At 60.5% G+C, this 16,582-nt stretch carries 18 protein-coding genes; 2 read left to right on the forward strand and 16 right to left on the reverse strand.

Translation table 11 applies throughout. The features are described from left to right. Positions 1 to 60: 60 nt before the first annotated feature. From AC4D2M_RS16775 to AC4D2M_RS16825, 11 genes are all read right to left on the reverse strand, one after another. Entirely contained in the window at positions 61 to 261 is a 201-nt protein-coding gene (locus AC4D2M_RS16775; protein WP_490893036.1) for a hypothetical protein, read from the reverse strand. Between the two features lie 1,048 nt (positions 262 to 1,309). Further along, positions 1,310 to 2,038, reverse strand: a complete 729-nt coding sequence (locus AC4D2M_RS16780; protein WP_490893037.1) for a diacylglycerol/lipid kinase family protein — start codon at positions 2,036 to 2,038, stop codon at positions 1,310 to 1,312. Between the two features lie 26 nt (positions 2,039 to 2,064). Continuing rightward, entirely contained in the window at positions 2,065 to 2,229 is a 165-nt protein-coding gene (locus AC4D2M_RS16785; RefSeq protein WP_490893038.1) for a hypothetical protein, read from the reverse strand. Between the two features lie 46 nt (positions 2,230 to 2,275). Beyond that, the gene (locus AC4D2M_RS16790; RefSeq protein WP_490893039.1) at positions 2,276 to 2,722 is read right to left on the reverse strand and encodes a MarR family winged helix-turn-helix transcriptional regulator; all 447 of its coding nucleotides are present in this window, start codon (positions 2,720 to 2,722) and stop codon (positions 2,276 to 2,278) included. A 121-nt stretch (positions 2,723 to 2,843) separates the two neighbouring features. Next, positions 2,844 to 3,308 (reverse strand): DUF4383 domain-containing protein, encoded by a 465-nt coding sequence (locus AC4D2M_RS16795; RefSeq protein ID WP_490893040.1) that lies wholly within the window; start codon positions 3,306 to 3,308, stop codon positions 2,844 to 2,846. A gap of 41 nt (positions 3,309 to 3,349) precedes the next feature. Beyond that, positions 3,350 to 3,859 carry a DUF3618 domain-containing protein gene (locus AC4D2M_RS16800; protein WP_490893041.1) on the reverse strand — a complete coding sequence of 170 codons (510 nt, stop codon included), beginning with the start codon at positions 3,857 to 3,859 and terminating at the stop codon, positions 3,350 to 3,352. Beyond that, the gene (locus AC4D2M_RS16805) at positions 3,856 to 4,296 is read right to left on the reverse strand and encodes a phage holin family protein (RefSeq protein WP_490893042.1); all 441 of its coding nucleotides are present in this window, start codon (positions 4,294 to 4,296) and stop codon (positions 3,856 to 3,858) included. Before AC4D2M_RS16805 ends, AC4D2M_RS16800 begins: the two co-directional genes overlap by 4 nt. Next, a complete protein-coding gene (locus AC4D2M_RS16810; RefSeq protein ID WP_490893043.1) occupies positions 4,293 to 4,952 on the reverse strand; it encodes a hypothetical protein in 660 nt (219 codons plus the stop codon). Before AC4D2M_RS16810 ends, AC4D2M_RS16805 begins: the two co-directional genes overlap by 4 nt. 349 nt (positions 4,953 to 5,301) lie before the next feature. After that, complete coding sequence (locus tag AC4D2M_RS16815) at positions 5,302 to 5,595, reverse strand: hypothetical protein (protein WP_490893044.1); 294 nt, start codon at positions 5,593 to 5,595, stop codon at positions 5,302 to 5,304. A gap of 947 nt (positions 5,596 to 6,542) precedes the next feature. Further along, positions 6,543 to 8,264 carry an alpha/beta fold hydrolase gene (locus AC4D2M_RS16820; protein WP_490893045.1) on the reverse strand — a complete coding sequence of 574 codons (1,722 nt, stop codon included), beginning with the start codon at positions 8,262 to 8,264 and terminating at the stop codon, positions 6,543 to 6,545. Between the two features lie 256 nt (positions 8,265 to 8,520). Next, a complete protein-coding gene (locus AC4D2M_RS16825) occupies positions 8,521 to 8,775 on the reverse strand; it encodes a hypothetical protein (protein ID WP_490893046.1) in 255 nt (84 codons plus the stop codon). 326 nt (positions 8,776 to 9,101) lie between these two features. Between AC4D2M_RS16825 and AC4D2M_RS16830 the strand changes: the two genes are divergently transcribed. Continuing rightward, positions 9,102 to 9,587 carry a WGxxGxxG family protein gene (locus AC4D2M_RS16830; RefSeq protein ID WP_490893047.1) on the forward strand — a complete coding sequence of 162 codons (486 nt, stop codon included), beginning with the start codon at positions 9,102 to 9,104 and terminating at the stop codon, positions 9,585 to 9,587. Positions 9,588 to 9,840: 253 nt separating this feature from the next. On the opposite strand, the gene AC4D2M_RS16835 is transcribed toward AC4D2M_RS16830, so the two are convergent. The 5 genes from AC4D2M_RS16835 to AC4D2M_RS16855 form a co-directional block, all read right to left on the reverse strand. Further along, positions 9,841 to 10,332, reverse strand: a complete 492-nt coding sequence (locus AC4D2M_RS16835; RefSeq protein WP_490893048.1) for a hypothetical protein — start codon at positions 10,330 to 10,332, stop codon at positions 9,841 to 9,843. 573 nt (positions 10,333 to 10,905) lie between these two features. Then, complete coding sequence (locus AC4D2M_RS16840; protein WP_490893049.1) at positions 10,906 to 11,817, reverse strand: endonuclease/exonuclease/phosphatase family protein; 912 nt, start codon at positions 11,815 to 11,817, stop codon at positions 10,906 to 10,908. Positions 11,818 to 12,117: 300 nt separating this feature from the next. After that, positions 12,118 to 12,477, reverse strand: coding sequence for a hypothetical protein (locus AC4D2M_RS16845; RefSeq protein WP_490893050.1), 360 nt, complete (start codon positions 12,475 to 12,477; stop codon positions 12,118 to 12,120). A gap of 19 nt (positions 12,478 to 12,496) precedes the next feature. Beyond that, positions 12,497 to 13,831 carry an esterase/lipase family protein gene (locus AC4D2M_RS16850; protein WP_490893051.1) on the reverse strand — a complete coding sequence of 445 codons (1,335 nt, stop codon included), beginning with the start codon at positions 13,829 to 13,831 and terminating at the stop codon, positions 12,497 to 12,499. A gap of 823 nt (positions 13,832 to 14,654) precedes the next feature. Next, positions 14,655 to 15,134 (reverse strand): hypothetical protein, encoded by a 480-nt coding sequence (locus AC4D2M_RS16855; RefSeq protein WP_490893052.1) that lies wholly within the window; start codon positions 15,132 to 15,134, stop codon positions 14,655 to 14,657. A gap of 535 nt (positions 15,135 to 15,669) precedes the next feature. Between AC4D2M_RS16855 and AC4D2M_RS16860 the strand changes: the two genes are divergently transcribed. Then, a complete protein-coding gene (locus tag AC4D2M_RS16860) occupies positions 15,670 to 16,554 on the forward strand; it encodes an SAM-dependent methyltransferase (RefSeq protein ID WP_490893053.1) in 885 nt (294 codons plus the stop codon). Positions 16,555 to 16,582 lie beyond the last annotated feature (28 nt).

Here is a 16,582-nt window from a genome sequence, read left to right on the forward strand (position 1 = left end):
CTGTGATCACCCACCCAATCGTTTGGAACAGGTGGCTCAGTTTTCAACCGTCACAATGGCTCACTTTTCGACCGTCACCGACATTTCGCCGGGATTCGACGAGCCGAGGGCAATGGTGTCCGTGGTGGCGGGGAAGAAGCTCAACGGTGGCTCCATGAAGAAGCAGCTCTTCAAGCAGCTCGCACCGACCCTCCCGGGGCCAGCTACCGCACGTCCAATGCCTGCAACGGCGAGTAGATCGAACACATTGAAAGACGCCATCCGCTTCCGGGCCAGGATCTTGGTACCTGCTGCTTCGTGCAGGTCCGGAAAATTGGTGAGATCCTTGCCCCGCAGGGACCGCAGCTCGGTGGCGTCCTGGACAGCTGACGATGACTATCCGGTAGTCGTCCCATTTACGGCTGATGTACGCACCCTCCGGGCAAGACATAATGCCGGGATCGACGCACCTCACGCGCCAGCGCCAGTTGCACCGGTGGGGCCAAACCGGGCGGGCACCCTCTCACCAAAAAACCCTTGATGTCAGGGGGATCGTGTCCGTAGGAGTTGCGTTCACCAATGGTCCCGTCGAGGTTCCGGATGACGTGCTCGACCTTTTCGGCTTTAGCAACCTGCCGGCCGCCGCGACTGCTTCCTCTTTGGTGTCCGCGTAACCCCAGGGATGATCGTCGATGGTTTCGCGGCAGTTTCCCCACCGCCCGTCCTCGTGGAATGTTTCGATGTCCCCTCTAGGCATGTCTGGTTCCTTTCATAGTGGACTATGTGCGGCTCCACCCACCTACGGCCAACACCCTCCGACGCTGGGCGATCCAGGATGGGGTTCGCTCCGAAGCATGAGGAGGGAAATACGTAACCGGAGAGTGTGCAGGGAGTCAGGCAATGTGTTGGGACACTAATTTCTGACCCCCCGCACACACCGGGACCGAGACGTAATGCCCTTCTGCTCTATGGGCGGGTTGTCCCGTGTCGGCAAGACATCGCTGGGATAACCCGGAGCAGATAGCCCGGTCCGCACCAAACAGCGGAGCGGGCTATCTGCTTAACCAGCTTCACTGCTAATTAACAATTCGAGCACGGATGGCAGAACCGTGTAAACCGCCACGAGGTAGCCCAGGCACACCTGACTGGGGCAGGAACTCAGGCTTTCGGTCGCGCATCCAGGCCGTGGTCTGCTGGTTGCCCTCCCGACCGGCCCGGACCTTCTGACGAGTAATTGGAAGCGGTCCGGTCGGGATGGTGATTGCTCGCGGCCGTTGAAATCCGTACCGAGAAGCGTCCGTGAAAGAGGACTGGACCGATCAGGTGCTGGTTATCCAATGATTGGTAGGGCACGAGGAACGCTTTCAATTGTGATCGCCGTTCCTGCACCCGCTGATCTAACTTCCCCGTCGATCTGGTACGGGATCGGCTTCAGCGTAGAGAATTCATACCTCTGTACGCTGGGTTGGTCTCCCAGCCCCTGCGTCGTCGCGCGGACGGCTCTGAGAAGGATGCGCCATTTCGCCATGTGGGGGAACGTGATGACCTCGAACTTCCCGTCTGCCGGGTGATCATCGGCTTCACTCAGTGTTGCGTACTTGGCCATCTGGGAGATATTCGCGAAAATCAGACTGTCGAATTTCCTGCGCACGCCGTCGTTCTGCCTGATCTCGAAAGGCCTGAACTTGCGGAAGGTCCGCACCACGGAGAACATTTCCTTGATCGCTCCCTTGCTTCCCTTCTCCAGATCAATGGCCATGATGGGTGTCAGACCGAAGCCGATGTAGGAGTGGGCGTACACCGGTTCGGTGCCAATACCAGCCGTGATGCGCAGCAAGTCGATGCGGCGAGCGGCTCCTTCGGTGATCGCCTCCGCGAGTGGTTTCCGGCCAACCACCCGGCTGTGGTCGTTCGCGTTCCCCGCTGCCAACACAGCACACGCCGCCTCTGGATTGCCGCTGGCCATGACGCCGTTGATAACCTCGTTGTAGCCACCGTCACCGCTCACCGACACCACGAGTACATGTCCGTCTGACGCAGCTTCACGGGCAAGGTCCACCGCATGTCCTGCTCTTTCGGTAGGTTTCAGGTCAATGACCGCGAGCCGGCCGGCAGGACGGAGGAGAGTTCCTCGCGGAGGCCCTCAGCCAGTTCGGGGGCATCGCCGGTGCTATTCGGGTTGTAAATGATCGTTATCGAATCAAACCGCCGTGGTGAATCCATGGAGGACCTTTCAGGATCGCTACTCATCAGCAGCAGTGGGTGCCCACCAACCATCATAAGCGAGCTGATCTTCTCATGATTTCCGGGTCGATGTCGTCGCGGGGAGCTTCCGTTCGAAGGCTTGGATGACGGTCCGGGCGTGGTCTCGGAGGGTGGTTTCGCGGGAGGCACCGGCTAGTTTGAGCTTCTCGTCGAGTGACTTGCTCTGTTCCAGAAGGTGTCGGCCGTTCGGAGTGATGTCGACGAGTTGGCTTCTTCGGTCCAGCCAGTGACGGGAGCGGGTCACGAAGCCTTTCCGGGCGAGCCCTTCTACCGTTTTGCCCAGCGTTTGGGATTGTATTTTCAGTTCCGCGGCCAGCTCGCTTTGACCGAGTGCCCCGCGGATGGCCAGGACAGACAGGATCGTCAGCCCTGCATAGGTGATTCCGTAGGTGGCCAGGTCTTCGTTGTATGCGTTCTCCACTAGGCGTCCGGCGGTGATTATCAGACGCGCGGTGGGCCATTGATCCAGGTTCGACATGGGTTGCGCTTTCGTGTGATTCCAGGGTCGGGTGAGGGATGCGTGTCCGGCCGGTTAAGAAGCGTCGGCCGGTGCAGGGAACTGGTTGTACCCCATACCGGCCGAAGCAGTCATCTCCCACTCAGTGAGCGGTGTGGGTCCTGTCGCGGTTGCGGCTCAGGAGGAGACCGAGGGCGATCATGCCGATTCCGAGGAACAGGTGCAGCCAGTTATCGGCGTCGTTGACCGGTACGAAGTTCGCGGCCGAGTCGTGGTTGATGATGAGGCCGTAGATCCAGAGGATCAGGTAAACCGCACCCCCGTAGATGAGGTAGCTGCGCGCGCCTGAGATGGTGCGTGCCATCGCGAGGCCGGCGGCACCGAAGAGCAGATGGACGACGTTGTGCAGGACGGAGACCTGGAAGACGCCGAGGAGCAGCGCTTCGGAGTCGTGTCCGGCGAAACTCATCTGGTCGTATTGGCTGGTGACGCCCGGGATAAAGCCCAAAACACCGACGAGAAGGAAAACGGCTCCGACCGCGGTGGCGGCCTTCTGGATGTTCGTCCTCGTTCTGTCGCCTGCGGCTGAGTTGTTTGCTGTTGTCACGATGGTTTTCCCTTTGATGAAAGTGAATGGATCGGCCCCGGTTAGGAGCCGCTGCCGTGGACGTTGTCTTTGGCGTCGCTGGTCTTGTCCTTCAGGTCCGAGGCTGCTTGCGTGCCTTCGTCCTTGACCGTCTGGGCCGAGTCGGTTGCGGTCTGCTTCACCGACTCGACGGCGTCGCTGACCGGTTCCTTCATGTCTTCGACCACCTGCTTTGCAGCGTCCGTGGCCTCAGTGACGAGCGGTTGGGCCTTTTCTTTCAAGGCCGACGCGGCTTCTTTTTCTTTTGCGCTGGCCGGAATGAGGGAGGCCGCAAGCAGGCCGGCACCGAAGGCGATGAGTCCTGCCGCGAGCGGGTTGCCCTGTGCCTTGTTTTTCACGGTGTGGGGTGCGTCGTGGATCGCTTCACCGGCGCTGTGCAGCGCGCCCTGGTCTTGATCGGCTTCATCGGTGCTGACGGTGGGGACGGTTCCGGCTGTCGCGTCGACGGGTAGTCCGAGTTCGGCGCGGGTCCGCTCGACGTCGGCACGGATCTGGTCTGGTGATTGGCTCATGGTGTGTGCTCACCTGGTTTCAGGGTCGGAGGGATTTCTTTGACGGTTGCGACGGTGTCTGGCATGCCGCGGATTGCTTTCATTTCCTTCTTGCCCTGCAGTGCCAGGACGGCGGCCACAATGCCCCAGATGACGGCGACAATTAGTGCTGCCCATCGGAGGCCGACCAGCTCGGCCAGTCCCCACATCAGTGCAAGGGAGAGGAACAGCAGGACGAAATGTCCTGCTACGCCGGCGCCGCCGAGGAGGCCTGCGCCTTTTCCAGCTTTACTGCCGGATTCGCGCAGTTCGGCTTTCGCCAGTTCCAGCTCCAGGCGTATCAGGGCGGACAGGTCCTGCGTTACCTGGCCGAGCAGTGATCCCAGCGACGTCTTGTCGGCGTCGTCGAAAGTCTGTGAACTGGAGGTGGCACTCGGGCCACGGACCGAGGAGCTCATGGCCGCAAGCCCGTTCCGGGCTGATAGGGGTCTACCAGCTGGGGATCGGAATAGGCACTTACAGCTGCGGGCGGCTTGGTGGAAGCCGGTGCCAGTTTTTGAGGTTTCGTGGTGTTCCCGCCGCCTGTGGTTCCGCGGGTGAACCGGCCGGCCAGGACGCCGGTTGCAGCGGCCACGAGCAGGAACGTGCCCGGACGCCGACGGGCGAAGGTGGTTGCCTCGTTCAGGAGCGAACCTGGATCGCGGCCCTCGAGCCAACCGGCCACATTTCCGGTGCGCTGTGCTGCTTGCTGCACCAGGTTCCGGGCGGGGCCTTCATCGGACTTTTCAGCCATGGAGGACAGTTCGTCGCTGAGGGACCGGATGCCCTCGGTGACTTTTTGCTGCTGCGTGCCGGCTTGGCTTTTCAAAGTTGAACCAACCTCACCCAGGAGGTTCTTGGCCTGCGTGCCGGCTTCCTGGGCGACGTTCTTCGCTTCAGCGCCAGCGGTCTGCGCGACGCTCTTCGCGGCGTTGACACCTTCATGGCCTACCTCCGCAGCTTGTTCCTTCGCCGCGGACGTTGTTGAGGATGGTGGCTGATCACTGCCCGTGGCGGTTGTGGGTGCGGGTGTGGCTGGTGCGACCAGTGGGTCGTTCGACCAATCTGTAGTCATCGTTTTCCTTCAATTCTGTCGGGTGCTGAACCGGGGGAACAGCATAATCTGCACGTGCGACCGGCGACCTGAACCGGAAAGTGAAGCTACCTTACTATCTCCAAAGACAAGCATGCTTAGCATCTGTGCACAAGGAGCAGGAGTTAGTCGAAGCGCTTCTGGCTGTGAGGGCTGTGTTTGTGCTTCAAAAACAAGTTGACCGGGGCGAGCGTCGTGCTCCACCCCGGTCAACTATTCAATATGCGCCCAAGTGGACCCGCTCAGACAACATGGCCGATCCGACCCTGACCGCACAATGAGGATGGGTCAGCTCCGGCGAGCCTAATGATTGGCGGGAGCTAGCGCAGCTCTACTTGGAGTCGGTGTAGTGCTCGCGGCTGCCGGACTTCGCCAGGCCACGGGCAATCATGTAGCCGATGGTGAGGTAGGTGATGTACTGCATGGCCTGGTTGGCGTCGAACAGGTCGCTGGCGTCGGAGCCTTCAGTGCCGTCACCGACGACCGCAGCCGTGATGATGACAGCCAGGACGGCCGCGATGTAGACGAAGAACTCGGTGGTTCTCGTGGAAGCCTTGGTTTCGGTGCTGCGCCTGGTGGTGTGATCGGTGGTGGTGGCAGCGTTATTGGAAGTGTTTGTAGACAAGGGGTGTCTCCTGTGAATGGATTTGGCGTCAAAGCCGGTGGCGGGCGCTAGAGATGCGCTCCGGCGGGGAGGTTCAGATTGCCGCAGTTTGCTCCACGGGTAACCTCTGCATTCTCGACAGTACCCGCCGGCACCCTCGAAAGCAAAGCAAGCTTACTATTTGTTTCTTAAGGAGGCGCCGGGATGAGCCTGCCGTCTTGTGCTCATCCCTCACCTTCCAGATGGCACTTATCGGATGGCGGGCTCAGGTGGCACTGCTCCCTAGCATGAGAGGCTGCTGAACACTCCGGGGGCCTGTTCGTTGTCCTCACGCCGGTCCAGTTCCTCGGTGAGTTCTTCCCTTCTGAACTCGGTCTCCATCTCGGCGCCCCCGCGTAGGATCCCGTAGAGCAAAAAGCCTCCGGTGAAGCCCAGCGGCCGACGCGGAGCAAGCAGACGCCTCGCTTGAAGAACTGTCGAAAACTCCCGCTCTTGAAGAGGACGAAGACAGTCTGGCTAAACCCTACAACAGCTGAAACCACAAGTACCCACACCCTCGGCCCCGCCGGGGGCATCCAGCAGTCACCAGTCTTCAGCCAGTCTGATGAAGACATATCGGTGGATTCCGCCGATTGGTGCAAAATTGTCAGCTGCCGGGGGTACTTAGGCTGACGCCTGCGGCGCTGGCTCGTGCCAGGGTAAGTCCTTACCTGAGGTGATGGCTGCGGAGGGTTACATTCCGCTGAACTCCTTGATGAGGAGCGGTAGTAGTGGGCGAAGGTGCGCGGCAGCACGTCTCGGGACCATCGGTACTCCGCAGTGGCATACCATTGGCGCCCGGAGAGTCATCGAAAAGCGCCCGGCAAGGTGATGATGTGTCCCCGGAGCGGGATGCGCTCGCTCGCTTAGAAATGAGGGTGGATTTCAGCCGACATCGTCCTTGGGCCCTGGCTAGCCCGCTTCAGTCTCTAACTCGGACCTGTTTGAGCAGCTGATGTCGGGTGGGTTTCGGTGCGGTGAAGGAGTGCGGTGATGGCGGTGGTCACGAGGTCAGGGGCGCTGTGGTGTGCTGCGTGTGGGGCACCATCGATGGTGCCTGCTTCGCCCTGCAGGGAGGAGCTGGCGAGACGGTCGGACCAGGCGGCGCCGGCGACGGCATCGCGTGAGCCGCGCAGTACGAGAACGGGTTGCTGGGCAAGGGGTAGCCGGTCTTCGAGCGGGTAGCTCATCGCTTGCTTTAGTTGGGCCAGGTACCAGCGCGGTCCACACCGTAGGACGTCGAGGGATTGCAGGAAGTTCAGTAACGGTTTTTCGAGGATGGAATTGAGGCCCAGGGTCAAGACTTGCTGGTGGACGGTGCGGCGTTTCACGTCGACGGCGGCGCCGATCAGGACGAGGTGGGACACAAGGTCGGGGCATTGGATGGCGAGTTCCGTGGCGCTTTGGACTCCCATGGAATGGCCGATGACCACGCAGGAAGACACGCCAGCTTCCTCCAGGAGTAGCCCGAGGATCTCCGCGGTCGCTTTGGTGGTTGTTTCTTGCGCCGGCCGCTTCGTCCACCCGTAGCCGGGCAGGTCGATGAGGTGGACATCGCCGTAGACAGATAGCAGGGCGCCGAGGCGGCGGAAGTATCGGTGGGACATTCCAATGCCGTGGATCAGCACAAAGACCGGAGCCGGGGTTCCATCCACAGGGTTGATCCGATCAGAGGCACCGCCGTGGTCGATGAAGTAGGACCGACATTGCCGGTCCTGGACCGTGATGCTGCGCAGCTCAAGGACCTTCGTCGCAGAGTGCAGCTCTGAAACGGTGGAATTGACCGTGCGATCCGAGTAGGTAGGCGTAGAAGAGGGTGAGGGTAACTCGACCACGCCCACGGAAGCGGGCAACTGCGGCGAGGCCGGATAGTCGCGCATGAGGTGGAGGACTGCTGCCGTGATCGGGGCAGCGCCTCCCCGGTGCGCGGCGTGCGGCTGGCCAGGTATTTCCACGAGGTGGCCGTTTTGGGCGTTGCGGCTGAGCTTCTCGCACCAGTCATGCCCGGCGATGATGTCCCGGGTCCCCCGGATGACCAGGACGGGGCGGGGGATCAGGGGCAGCCTGTCATCCAGGCGATACCCCAGCATGACCGGCAGTTCCTGCAGGTACCAGGGGATCCCGCATTGCGCGTACGCGGTGGCGACCATCAGATTCGTGACGGGTCGTTCGATGAGCGTGTCCGCGGCGAGCATGAGGGTGTGCTTGAGCGCAGACCGGTGCTCGGTGTCAGTAACAGGACCGATCAGCACCACATGCGAGACCAGGTCCGGACGGATGATGGCAACCTCCGCCGCGAACTGCGCACCCATGGAATGGCCGACAAGTACGCACTCCTGCACACCTTCCTCATCGAGAGTGTGCGCGATCAAAGTTGCGTAATCCCCGACGCTGAGTTGGCGGTCGGGTTTGGGTGTTCCTCCAAAACCTGGCAGGTCCAGGATGAGGGTGTCACCGTAGTCAATGAGCGTGCGCTGTAGCTTGTCGTAGTAGCGGTGGGACATCCCGATCCCATGCACCATCACAAAAACCGGTCTGACCGTCCCCGGGTTCGGAGCTCGCCGGGACCTGTGTGCTCGACAGGACAGACCGTCCTGCGCAGCCTTGTCATCGATTGCGGGAAGGGGTGGCGAGATCTGTGGTTGGCTCATTGTGCTTTCAGGATTGGAGACGCGGTTGATCATGGGGCAGTCGACTGGTTACGGGCGGCGAGGTTCACCCGGTTCAGGTAGGACACCGCGACGCCGTAGGAGGTCGCCACGGCGCGTCTCCGGAGGTTCCCTCAACGCGACGGAGCTCGCTGGCCGTTCGGCTTAGGTGCCATTTCTGGAGATCGCGACACTAGGGTCTGTGTATAGAAGCCGGGGTGCACGTCTGCGGCGGGTGCACTGTTTTGGAGGAGAGGCGTTAGTCCTGCCGCAGGTCGTACACAAATTCCGCCTTTCGGCGCTGAGGCAGGTCATCGATCAGTTCATTGAGTGCCAAAGCGACGATGTTCCGCTCTCCTACCGGGAGCGGGTATATGCCATTCAGATAGGCGTCCAGCTCGAAGGCTTTGAGGTTGCCGCCGACACTGAAGTAATGCAGCCAGAGATCATTGGCGGTCAAATTTGCCTCGTGTGCTGCCAGCCAGGTGCTGTGTTGTTGGGTTTGCTGCGTCATAGAAAAGGCCTACTTAGCGTGCGACGGGAAACGATTCATGTCCGTGCTCAGGGAAACTCCACTGGGGAACCGGATTAGCCCCAGGCAGACCCTTATGATAAGCAAGCTTACCTTCTGTTGTGATCATGGGAGAAATCCCGCGACGACACCAAGGATCATGTCAGATTCCAAGCTTCGATCAGCAGCGCACAAGGGGAATTTTCCAGCCTCTGCGTCGCCCGATTGCGCGGGGCAGTGGTTGCCCTTCGGTCGCGGAGATCCCAGATAGAAAGCAGGCTGATGATCAGGCCTTCAGTAGAGGGTCATTCCGAAACCTAAGGAGAGCAATGATTCGTAAGACTGCAGCCACTGCCGCCCTATCCCTGGCCGTACTGATGGGCATGGCAGCTCCTGCCACTGCCGCGGAAGAGACGCCACCCGCCACTGAGCAAACCCAGCAGAGCGACGAAGGCAACGGCGACGCGGGTCTGTGGGGTCTACTTGGCCTTCTGGGCCTGGCGGGCCTGCTCAAGAGGAACAAAAAAGGAACACGTCGATCATGGCACCCGCACTGGGACTACCGGCGTGAACGAACCCACCCGCCCCGGTCACGAAGCCCCAGGTTCCGGAGTCAAGGGCCCACTCGTCCCGAGTGGGCGTTTGCGCTGTCCAAGCTCACCGAACCCGGAACCTGCCCGGGACTCGACCGCAATCCCCGTCGTAGAACTCGTCAAATTATCCCCAACCTTAGCCTTCACCCTGCTCACCACGGACAGTTCGCAGGCGCACCTCAACTGCACGACGTCACCCAGCCGACACCGACGCAGGGCTGATCAGCCTTGTGCGCGGACGTGGGTTTTGTCGCTGAGCGTGAAGCAGCCGGCCGCAGAGACGAGATCAGTCGGCCACTTAGACTGTCACCACCGGTGTGCATGTGGCAGTGCTCGCCTGCGGCAAGCATCGAAGCTCGGCTTGAAGCACGAACGGCACGCTCAATCTCGTGCCCGCCAATGTCCCTTTAGTCGTGGTTTCAGCCTGCCGCCGCGGCCGCTACAGCTGCAGTCCTAATAGCTCGGCGAGATGATTTCAGGTACGGAACCGCTCGAGGATCGTCTTGTCCATGATCTCGGCAAGCTGGTCCTGCTGTGCGCTGGCGCGATCCTTCAGACGTTGCAGGTCCTCCGGATCGAACCGTTCATCCGTCCGGGACAAAGCAATCAATGATGCCCACAGGCCCTCTTTGCCCCGGACAGCTGCCTGTAGGGCCTCGAGTTCGAGTTGGCCGCTCATGCCACCGCTTTTGTGGAACGGATTCAGCGGACCGGCTTTGCTGAGCTGCGCACCGACCCAAGCCAAACCCATTTTGGTTTTACCCGGGCTATAGCCAAGGCGTTGTATCAACGTGAAGAGAGCGTCCCGGTCAGCTGCGATGTCTCGGCGCAGCTGATCGAACACGGACTGGTAGGAACTGTCCTTCCAAGTACGTTCTACCGATTCGAAGAGGCGCACTCCGGATTCGGCGGCCAGCAAATGATCGCCGAGATAGTCGGAGAGCTTATCGTCGTCAATGGGCATCATTGCCTTTCCGCAGTTGCGCTGCCGGTTCCGTCGGCACCTCCCCGGCCCAACAGGTAGAGAGTTTGCGACTCGTGGTCAATCTATCTCGCTGTCGAGTACCTTCCGTGCCTGCGAGTCGACAGGTCCGAACAGGATAGCTGCGTCGGCGAGGCTTTGAATTTGGACCCCTGTCGAACGCTGGTTCACGTCGGAACGAACAATCCAGACTTCGGGCACGTCCTTTCCCATCCGATGCTCAATGGTTAGATCCGGAAGTGCATCCCAGCCGGTCGTAGCAATCCCGCGCTTCACTCTCGTTGTCGAAACTGAACGCTACCCGGTGCGACAGATCAATCAGAGGCATGCCCATAGTTTCCCACGGGACCAACCTGTGCAACAGATATGAACGGCGGAGCCGCCAGCCTCTCTTCATGCACCCTGGGGAATCCCACCGAGACGGCGGCGTCTCGCTACGGTCCCGTACATTTGCACACGAGGTCTCACCAGTAACCGATTAACGGGCTTGTTAGCGGGTCCTCACCGGATACTTGCTCGGGATGGTCAATCACGAAAGGGTGGGGGGTCGATCGGGGGTCAAGCAGTGAATTCCGTCCAGAGGGGGTAGTGGTCGGAGATCCGCCAGGACACCTCGTTTTTCGTCAGGTTCGTGAGTATGTGGGGCAGGAAGTCGATGTGCCCGGCGCGGCCGGTGTAGGTGAGGGTTTGGAGCATGCTGGTTCCGTCGGGTTCTGAGAACCAGGCGATCTGGTCGTAGAAGTGCCGGGTCTTGTCGTTGTCGAAGATGGTGCGCGGTACCGTGTCCAGCTCGGTGGGTGGCCACAGTCCGGTGGACACGAACGCCTCGTACAGGGGGTTTCCGATGCGGTCGAGGTTGAAGTCTCCCAGGACGAGGAGGTTCTCGTTCCAGTCGTCAGGGCGTTCGGCCCAGTCCCGCATCCATTGGGCGAATGCGGTCAGTTCGGGCAGTCGGTCAGCGGCCTTGGCACCCCAGAGCACGTGCACACTGGTCAGTACGAACCCTGCCTTGCCGCGGGTGAACCCTGCTGCGTACGGGGTGCGGGCGAATTGCGGGACGGGCCCGTCGGTTCCGGGCGGCAGGACGATCTCGCCGACCAGGCCCGAGGGTTGGACCCGGTCCGTGTCGTACAGGTAGGTCAGGCGTTCACCATTACCGGCATCGCCTTCGGTGACATCGGAGGTGATGAACCGCCATCCAGGCCCCAGCAGGGCCATCAGATGGTGCAGGGCGGTGGTGTTCCGGCGGACCTCCTGCAGGGCCAGCACGTCGAACCGGCACGCCATCTCGGCAATGCACGCCATGGCATGCAGATCCCGTTTGGGCGAATCCCGGGGTCCAGCTGTCCACTTCTCGGTCAGATCCCCGAACGCACGGACGTTCCAGGTCCCAATCAGGAGATTCGACGCATCCTTGCCCGGCACAGTATTATCCAGTGCCGCCGACAGCCGGGTAACGTCCTGGGCCATACAGCGGTGGACTGGACTCTGGCGTCGCACTAGCTGCCGCCCGGGTTCGGTTGACCTCGGCGAACGGCGGAAAGCAAATCCCAGGCGCATACCCCGGTGGCGCCGTGGGGGGAAGGGCTGCGAGTTCAAGGCTGATGTTTGGCTAGGGAGTAGAGAAGCTCGTAGGTGCGGCCTTCGGATTCTGCTCGGGCTGCATTTCGTTGCGGGTCGCATCTGAGAATCGGCTTGTATGCTCGGTCATTGCATTGTCAAGATCCTGAAAGTACGCCGCGTCGTCCTGTGTGTAGCTCGTCAGTCGCTTCATTGCTTCGTCCAATTTTCCGCAATTATTTGTTTGGCATCCCAAACCGGTTTCGTGGCCATGATGTCAACCCGCCACGCTGCGGAGACCGCCTCGTCGTAGTCCGCCTGCGCCTCCGCCAGTGCGGCTTGTGCCTCTGCTGAATCCTCGCCAGCCACACGCTCCGTGAGGAAGAAAGATTGCCGGCTTCGTTCCGATTCGGCCGAAATCGTCATCACCGCAGCTTGAAAAGAGAACAGCCCCCCGATCAGCGCCCCTAGTAAAGCTCCGACAGCACCCCAAAGCCCGTTGTTGTCCATCAACCGACTGATGGTCGTACGCCCCTCGGTCTCGAAGGGTCGGTCAGCTTCGCTTGCCATGATCTCGTGGTGAATCTCCTCAAAGTTCGAGCGATCGCGGGGTGACCCTGATTTCGATACCTGCGTTGCGGCCCAGCAAGTCCTGAGACAATTCTGGGACGGCTATGCGGCCAACCCAACGAAATTCTGTGCCGTCTTTGTCTTCCAGTTGATCCTTCTGCGCCGGATTCCAGTCACGGAGGGAGGTTGGAATCGTGGAGTTCCAGGCAGCCCATGCTTTGGGTAGGGGAGCGTTAGCGGAGGGAGGCTCAATGTCCACGAGTAGCGTGTCCTGCCAGTCCTCCGTCTGCTCCAGATGATCGTCGAAGAAGAAGTGCCCTTCTCGTTCTCTGATGGACATGAGCCGCAGCTTGACGGCGTGACGCAGTCGCGGTAACTCTTTTCCTCCCACTCGAGGGCGTGGTGCTGTCGATGAGAGGAAGGTCGTTAGCAAAGGTATAGGGGAGTCGATGGGGTCTCCTTCTTTCCAGCGCTCAATCCGCACGGGACAATAATGGGCTGCGCTTTGCTCGTGGAGGAGGACTGGAAGTCCGCGGATTGCCAAGGCGACATCGAGTTGGAACTCGATGTCCGCCGGAGCTGCCTTTCCTACAGCGAACCCAAAGAGCTCGACTTCGATCTTGAGGTCGCCGAAGAGGAAGCGCTGGAGGTTTTGGTAGCCCTCTTCGGAGTTGACGATGCCGTAGCGTCCGCTGTGGCTGCGGTGCACTATCGCGAGTGGTGCGTCCTGGACTGCTGCATTGTCGATTTGTACCAAGCCGTCGCTGCGGGCCCCTACAGCTGCGGAGGAAAATCCGAAGGCGACGTCGTAGTCCTCTGGGTTCGAGCCGATGAGGCAGAACAGTTCACTTACCGGGAATCCGTTTTCTGGCATGACGGTCGGTATGAAGTCTTCACGGGATAATTCCTGCCTCAATGCTGGCGGCGTCAGGTAGTCATACATGCGGTCGGGCCCAAAAACATCTGCTTCGTTGATCCCAGTTGCGTCTCGGATGCGCTCTAACACCCCGAAACCCCCGGAGAAGTGAATTCCGCCGTGTGGGGTGGCGTATGTGAAGACTCTTGCGACGTAACGCGTTCCTGCAGCGGGGTCCAGCTCACTCTGGTTGGCGGTGAGGCTTTCTGGGATTACGCGTTGCAGGAGCGCCCGGCAGATGAGCCCGCCCATGGAGTGGGCAACAAGGAATACTTTGGGTGCGCCTGTCTTATAGAGCACAAGCTTGATCAGTTCGAACAGATCTCGGGCGGCATCCTCAAACGAGAAGCTCTCGGCGTCCTTGGCGAACGTGTCCGCTGAGTCGTCGTAAAATCGGTGAATCCAGACTGATGCGGAATTAACGGTGCCTGGGTTCACTCCGTTCAGAAAAGTCCACTGGTCCCCATGGACTAGTACTTCGTACTTGTGGTCGGTGACAAGCCGGAGCATCGGTGATTCAAACTGGTGAAACGCAGCTCTTCCGCTACTGCTGGCCCGTACGTGAACAGAGCCCTGACTGAAGCCGTAGAACGGATCGTCGACAGCGGAATTGATGGCAGAACTCGTGCCTGCAAATCCTCGGACGTAAATGACTGGAAGCCTGCCATCGTCGCCAGGAATTCCCATTTTCTACACCCCGTCCAAAGCGAAAATCACTTCTTGGACACATGAATATCCTCAGATTCGGTGGGAGTGTCAAGGCCTTCGTCCCCGCGCGACTTGCCTTGGACTCCGTTGGAGTGCACTGATGGATCTTCAGGGTCTTCAACAATTTCGTTCAATGAATCTTGCCCAACTTCTAGCCGATTCTGGCGGCGCGACGGAACCCTGCCAACACCTCGAGCGGGCATGCAAGCAACTGATCCGGCGTCCACTCGGTCGGAAGTTTCCGTGCGTCCGACTTCTTGATGGGAAGCGGCCGCTTGATGCCGCACGAGGGAAAAATGAACTAGCCGTCCAGGCAGCCAAGAACGGTGGCAGGAGCATCGCACCTGTGAAGGCACGGACGTCTCGACCCCGAGGGCTGGGAGCTGCCGAATGCGCTCGGACTCTACACCGAAGCCGACAGTCTCCGCCTGGCCGGCCAGCTACGGGACGCGGGCCGCGCTCGACTGTGAAGGGCAGACAAGGCATCGACCAAATAGAACAGTTCAGATCTGGGGCCGCCGTTATCCCGACTCTCGGTTCGGATCTAGAATCGTCACCGCGGGGAAGTCCCCTTGTCTTCCACATCATCTACGAACGCTGCTTGAATCGTGTATTGCTGAAAGAGCGGAATGGCATCTTGCAGGGGCAGGTGTCCGAGGTCCAGCGCCGCTTTCAGCCCCTCAAGTTGGGCATTGCATGCCTCTGCTGCGCTCACCTTTGTGGCCACTGAGTGCGAGTTGGCCAAACCGGTCGATATGGCAGCGACGACGGACATCAGCATCGCTGTGAGACAGAGCGCCTGCCAAACTACGGAGCTTTGTTCCAGCGTCAGCGCTTCTTGAACCCCCGCAGCGAACTCGGTGCCGCCGAAGGCGGGGCCTGCTGTGAGACCGGCAGCTAGCGCGCTACCAATGACGCTTGTCGTGGCCAGCCTGTTCCGGCGAGGTCGTGCATGACGCAGGAACACCCTGATAGCTGACTGTCGCTGCTCGATGTTTGCGATCAGTTTCTGACGAGCCTCTCGTTCCTTCATGACTTTCTCCCTAAGGCGGCGGTTATGGGCGATCTACCCGCCCTGAGAGGATGATCGCCGAATACTCGTGGGCGGCGCCGACACCTCGAAAGCTTACGGCGTCCCCTGTTGAGCTGCATCGGCAACCGCGCCTGAACCATATCCAATCGAGGCCTTGTGGTATTCCCGACGCGTTACTACCAGGACGTTCACACAAGGATGTGGGCTGCCCAGGGATTTCGGACAGTGGGCACCCTTACCCTGGGTGCTACTGAATAAGAGCTATGCGGGATAACTCGGTGACATCGAGGTAACACCAAGGATGCCCTGTGCAGTTCCGGCGAGCAGTGCCTTACGGACCGAAGATCGGGTACCTTCTGGTTTGCGGATTTGAGGATGTCAGGTTGAGGTTCAACATAGCGCTACCTGACTGGAGGCGCACGAACCGATCGTCTGCTAGTTGGCGGTTTTCGTTATCAAGCCAGCAATCCCATATCTTCTGTGGGATCCGGTCCAGGCCTTCCGATGGCATGGATCGGCGTTGTAGTGTGACGGCGTGATCGTCCCTAACATTTCGCAGAACGCCGTGGCGGTAGCGGATCACTACGACGAGCTCGATCCGATTTATCGTCGAGTGTGGGGTGAGCACGTCCATCACGGGCTATGGACGACGGGTCGCGAGACTCCGGTCGAGGCGGTCGAGGCGCTTGTCGACGCGGTCGGCGATCGGCTGCGGCTTATGCCTGGCGAGGCGTGCGTGGACATCGGCTGCGGCTATGGCTCCACCGCGAGGCAGCTCGCGGTGACACGCAGCGCCCGCGTTACCGGCTTCACGCTTTCCTCTGAACAGGCCCACTACGCCGCCGCACATCCCGCACCCGACGTGGACATCCATCTCCGCGACTGGCTCGTCAACGGGCTGACCGATGCTTCGGCCAATGCCGCATGGGCGATCGAGTCGAGCGAGCACATGGTCGACAAGCCCGCGTTCTTCGCGGAGGCGCATCGCGTACTGTCGCCCGGCGGACGCTTCGTCGTCTGCGCGTGGCTCGCCGAGACTGATGCTAGCGGTTGGAAGGTCCGCCACCTGCTCGAACCGATTTGCCGGGAAGGACGGCTGCCCTCGATGGGCACGCGCGAGGAATATGAGGCGATGGCAATGGCTGCGGGTTTTGCGATCGTTGGCTATGAGGATGTCAGCCGCCGCGTCGCGCGCACGTGGACGATCTGCGCCCGTCGACTTGTGAAGGCGATGTTCGTCGATCGTGAGATCCGTCGCCTAGCCCTTGGCGGACGCAATCGCATCTCCGTTCTGACCTTCCCCCGCCTGATCCTGGCGTACCGCACCGGTGCGATGCGCTATGGGATATTCACTCTGTCGAAGGCGAGGGAGAACGGGGCGCCAGACGAACCCGGCAGATTTCCTGAGCCGAGGCTTTAGGCAACTACGTCCGCATCAACCCCAAGTC

The sequence above is a fragment of the Arthrobacter sp. TJ-270 genome (assembly GCF_058269075.1).

Bases quoted from the DNA above. Each gene is read 5' to 3' on its own strand.
- AC4D2M_RS16840 (WP_490893049.1), bottom strand. From the start codon at position 11,817: ATGGCCCAGGACGTTACCCGGCTGTCGGCGGCACTGGATAATACTGTG.
- AC4D2M_RS16820 (WP_490893045.1), bottom strand. From the start codon at position 8,264: ATGAGCCAACCACAGATCTCGCCACCCCTTCCCGCAATCGATGACAAG.
- AC4D2M_RS16810 (WP_490893043.1), bottom strand. From the start codon at position 4,952: ATGACTACAGATTGGTCGAACGACCCACTGGTCGCACCAGCCACACCC.
- AC4D2M_RS16855 (WP_490893052.1), bottom strand. From the start codon at position 15,134: ATGAAGGAACGAGAGGCTCGTCAGAAACTGATCGCAAACATCGAGCAG.
- AC4D2M_RS16805 (WP_490893042.1), bottom strand. From the start codon at position 4,296: ATGAGCTCCTCGGTCCGTGGCCCGAGTGCCACCTCCAGTTCACAGACT.
- AC4D2M_RS16845 (WP_490893050.1), bottom strand. From the start codon at position 12,477: ATGGCAAGCGAAGCTGACCGACCCTTCGAGACCGAGGGGCGTACGACC.
- AC4D2M_RS16825 (WP_490893046.1), bottom strand. From the start codon at position 8,775: ATGACGCAGCAAACCCAACAACACAGCACCTGGCTGGCAGCACACGAG.
- AC4D2M_RS16775 (WP_490893036.1), bottom strand. From the start codon at position 261: ATGGCGTCTTTCAATGTGTTCGATCTACTCGCCGTTGCAGGCATTGGA.
- AC4D2M_RS16790 (WP_490893039.1), bottom strand. From the start codon at position 2,722: ATGTCGAACCTGGATCAATGGCCCACCGCGCGTCTGATAATCACCGCC.
- AC4D2M_RS16835 (WP_490893048.1), bottom strand. From the start codon at position 10,332: ATGATGCCCATTGACGACGATAAGCTCTCCGACTATCTCGGCGATCAT.
- AC4D2M_RS16830 (WP_490893047.1), top strand. From the start codon at position 9,102: ATGATTCGTAAGACTGCAGCCACTGCCGCCCTATCCCTGGCCGTACTG.
- AC4D2M_RS16800 (WP_490893041.1), bottom strand. From the start codon at position 3,859: ATGAGCCAATCACCAGACCAGATCCGTGCCGACGTCGAGCGGACCCGC.
- AC4D2M_RS16785 (WP_490893038.1), bottom strand. From the start codon at position 2,229: ATGAGTAGCGATCCTGAAAGGTCCTCCATGGATTCACCACGGCGGTTT.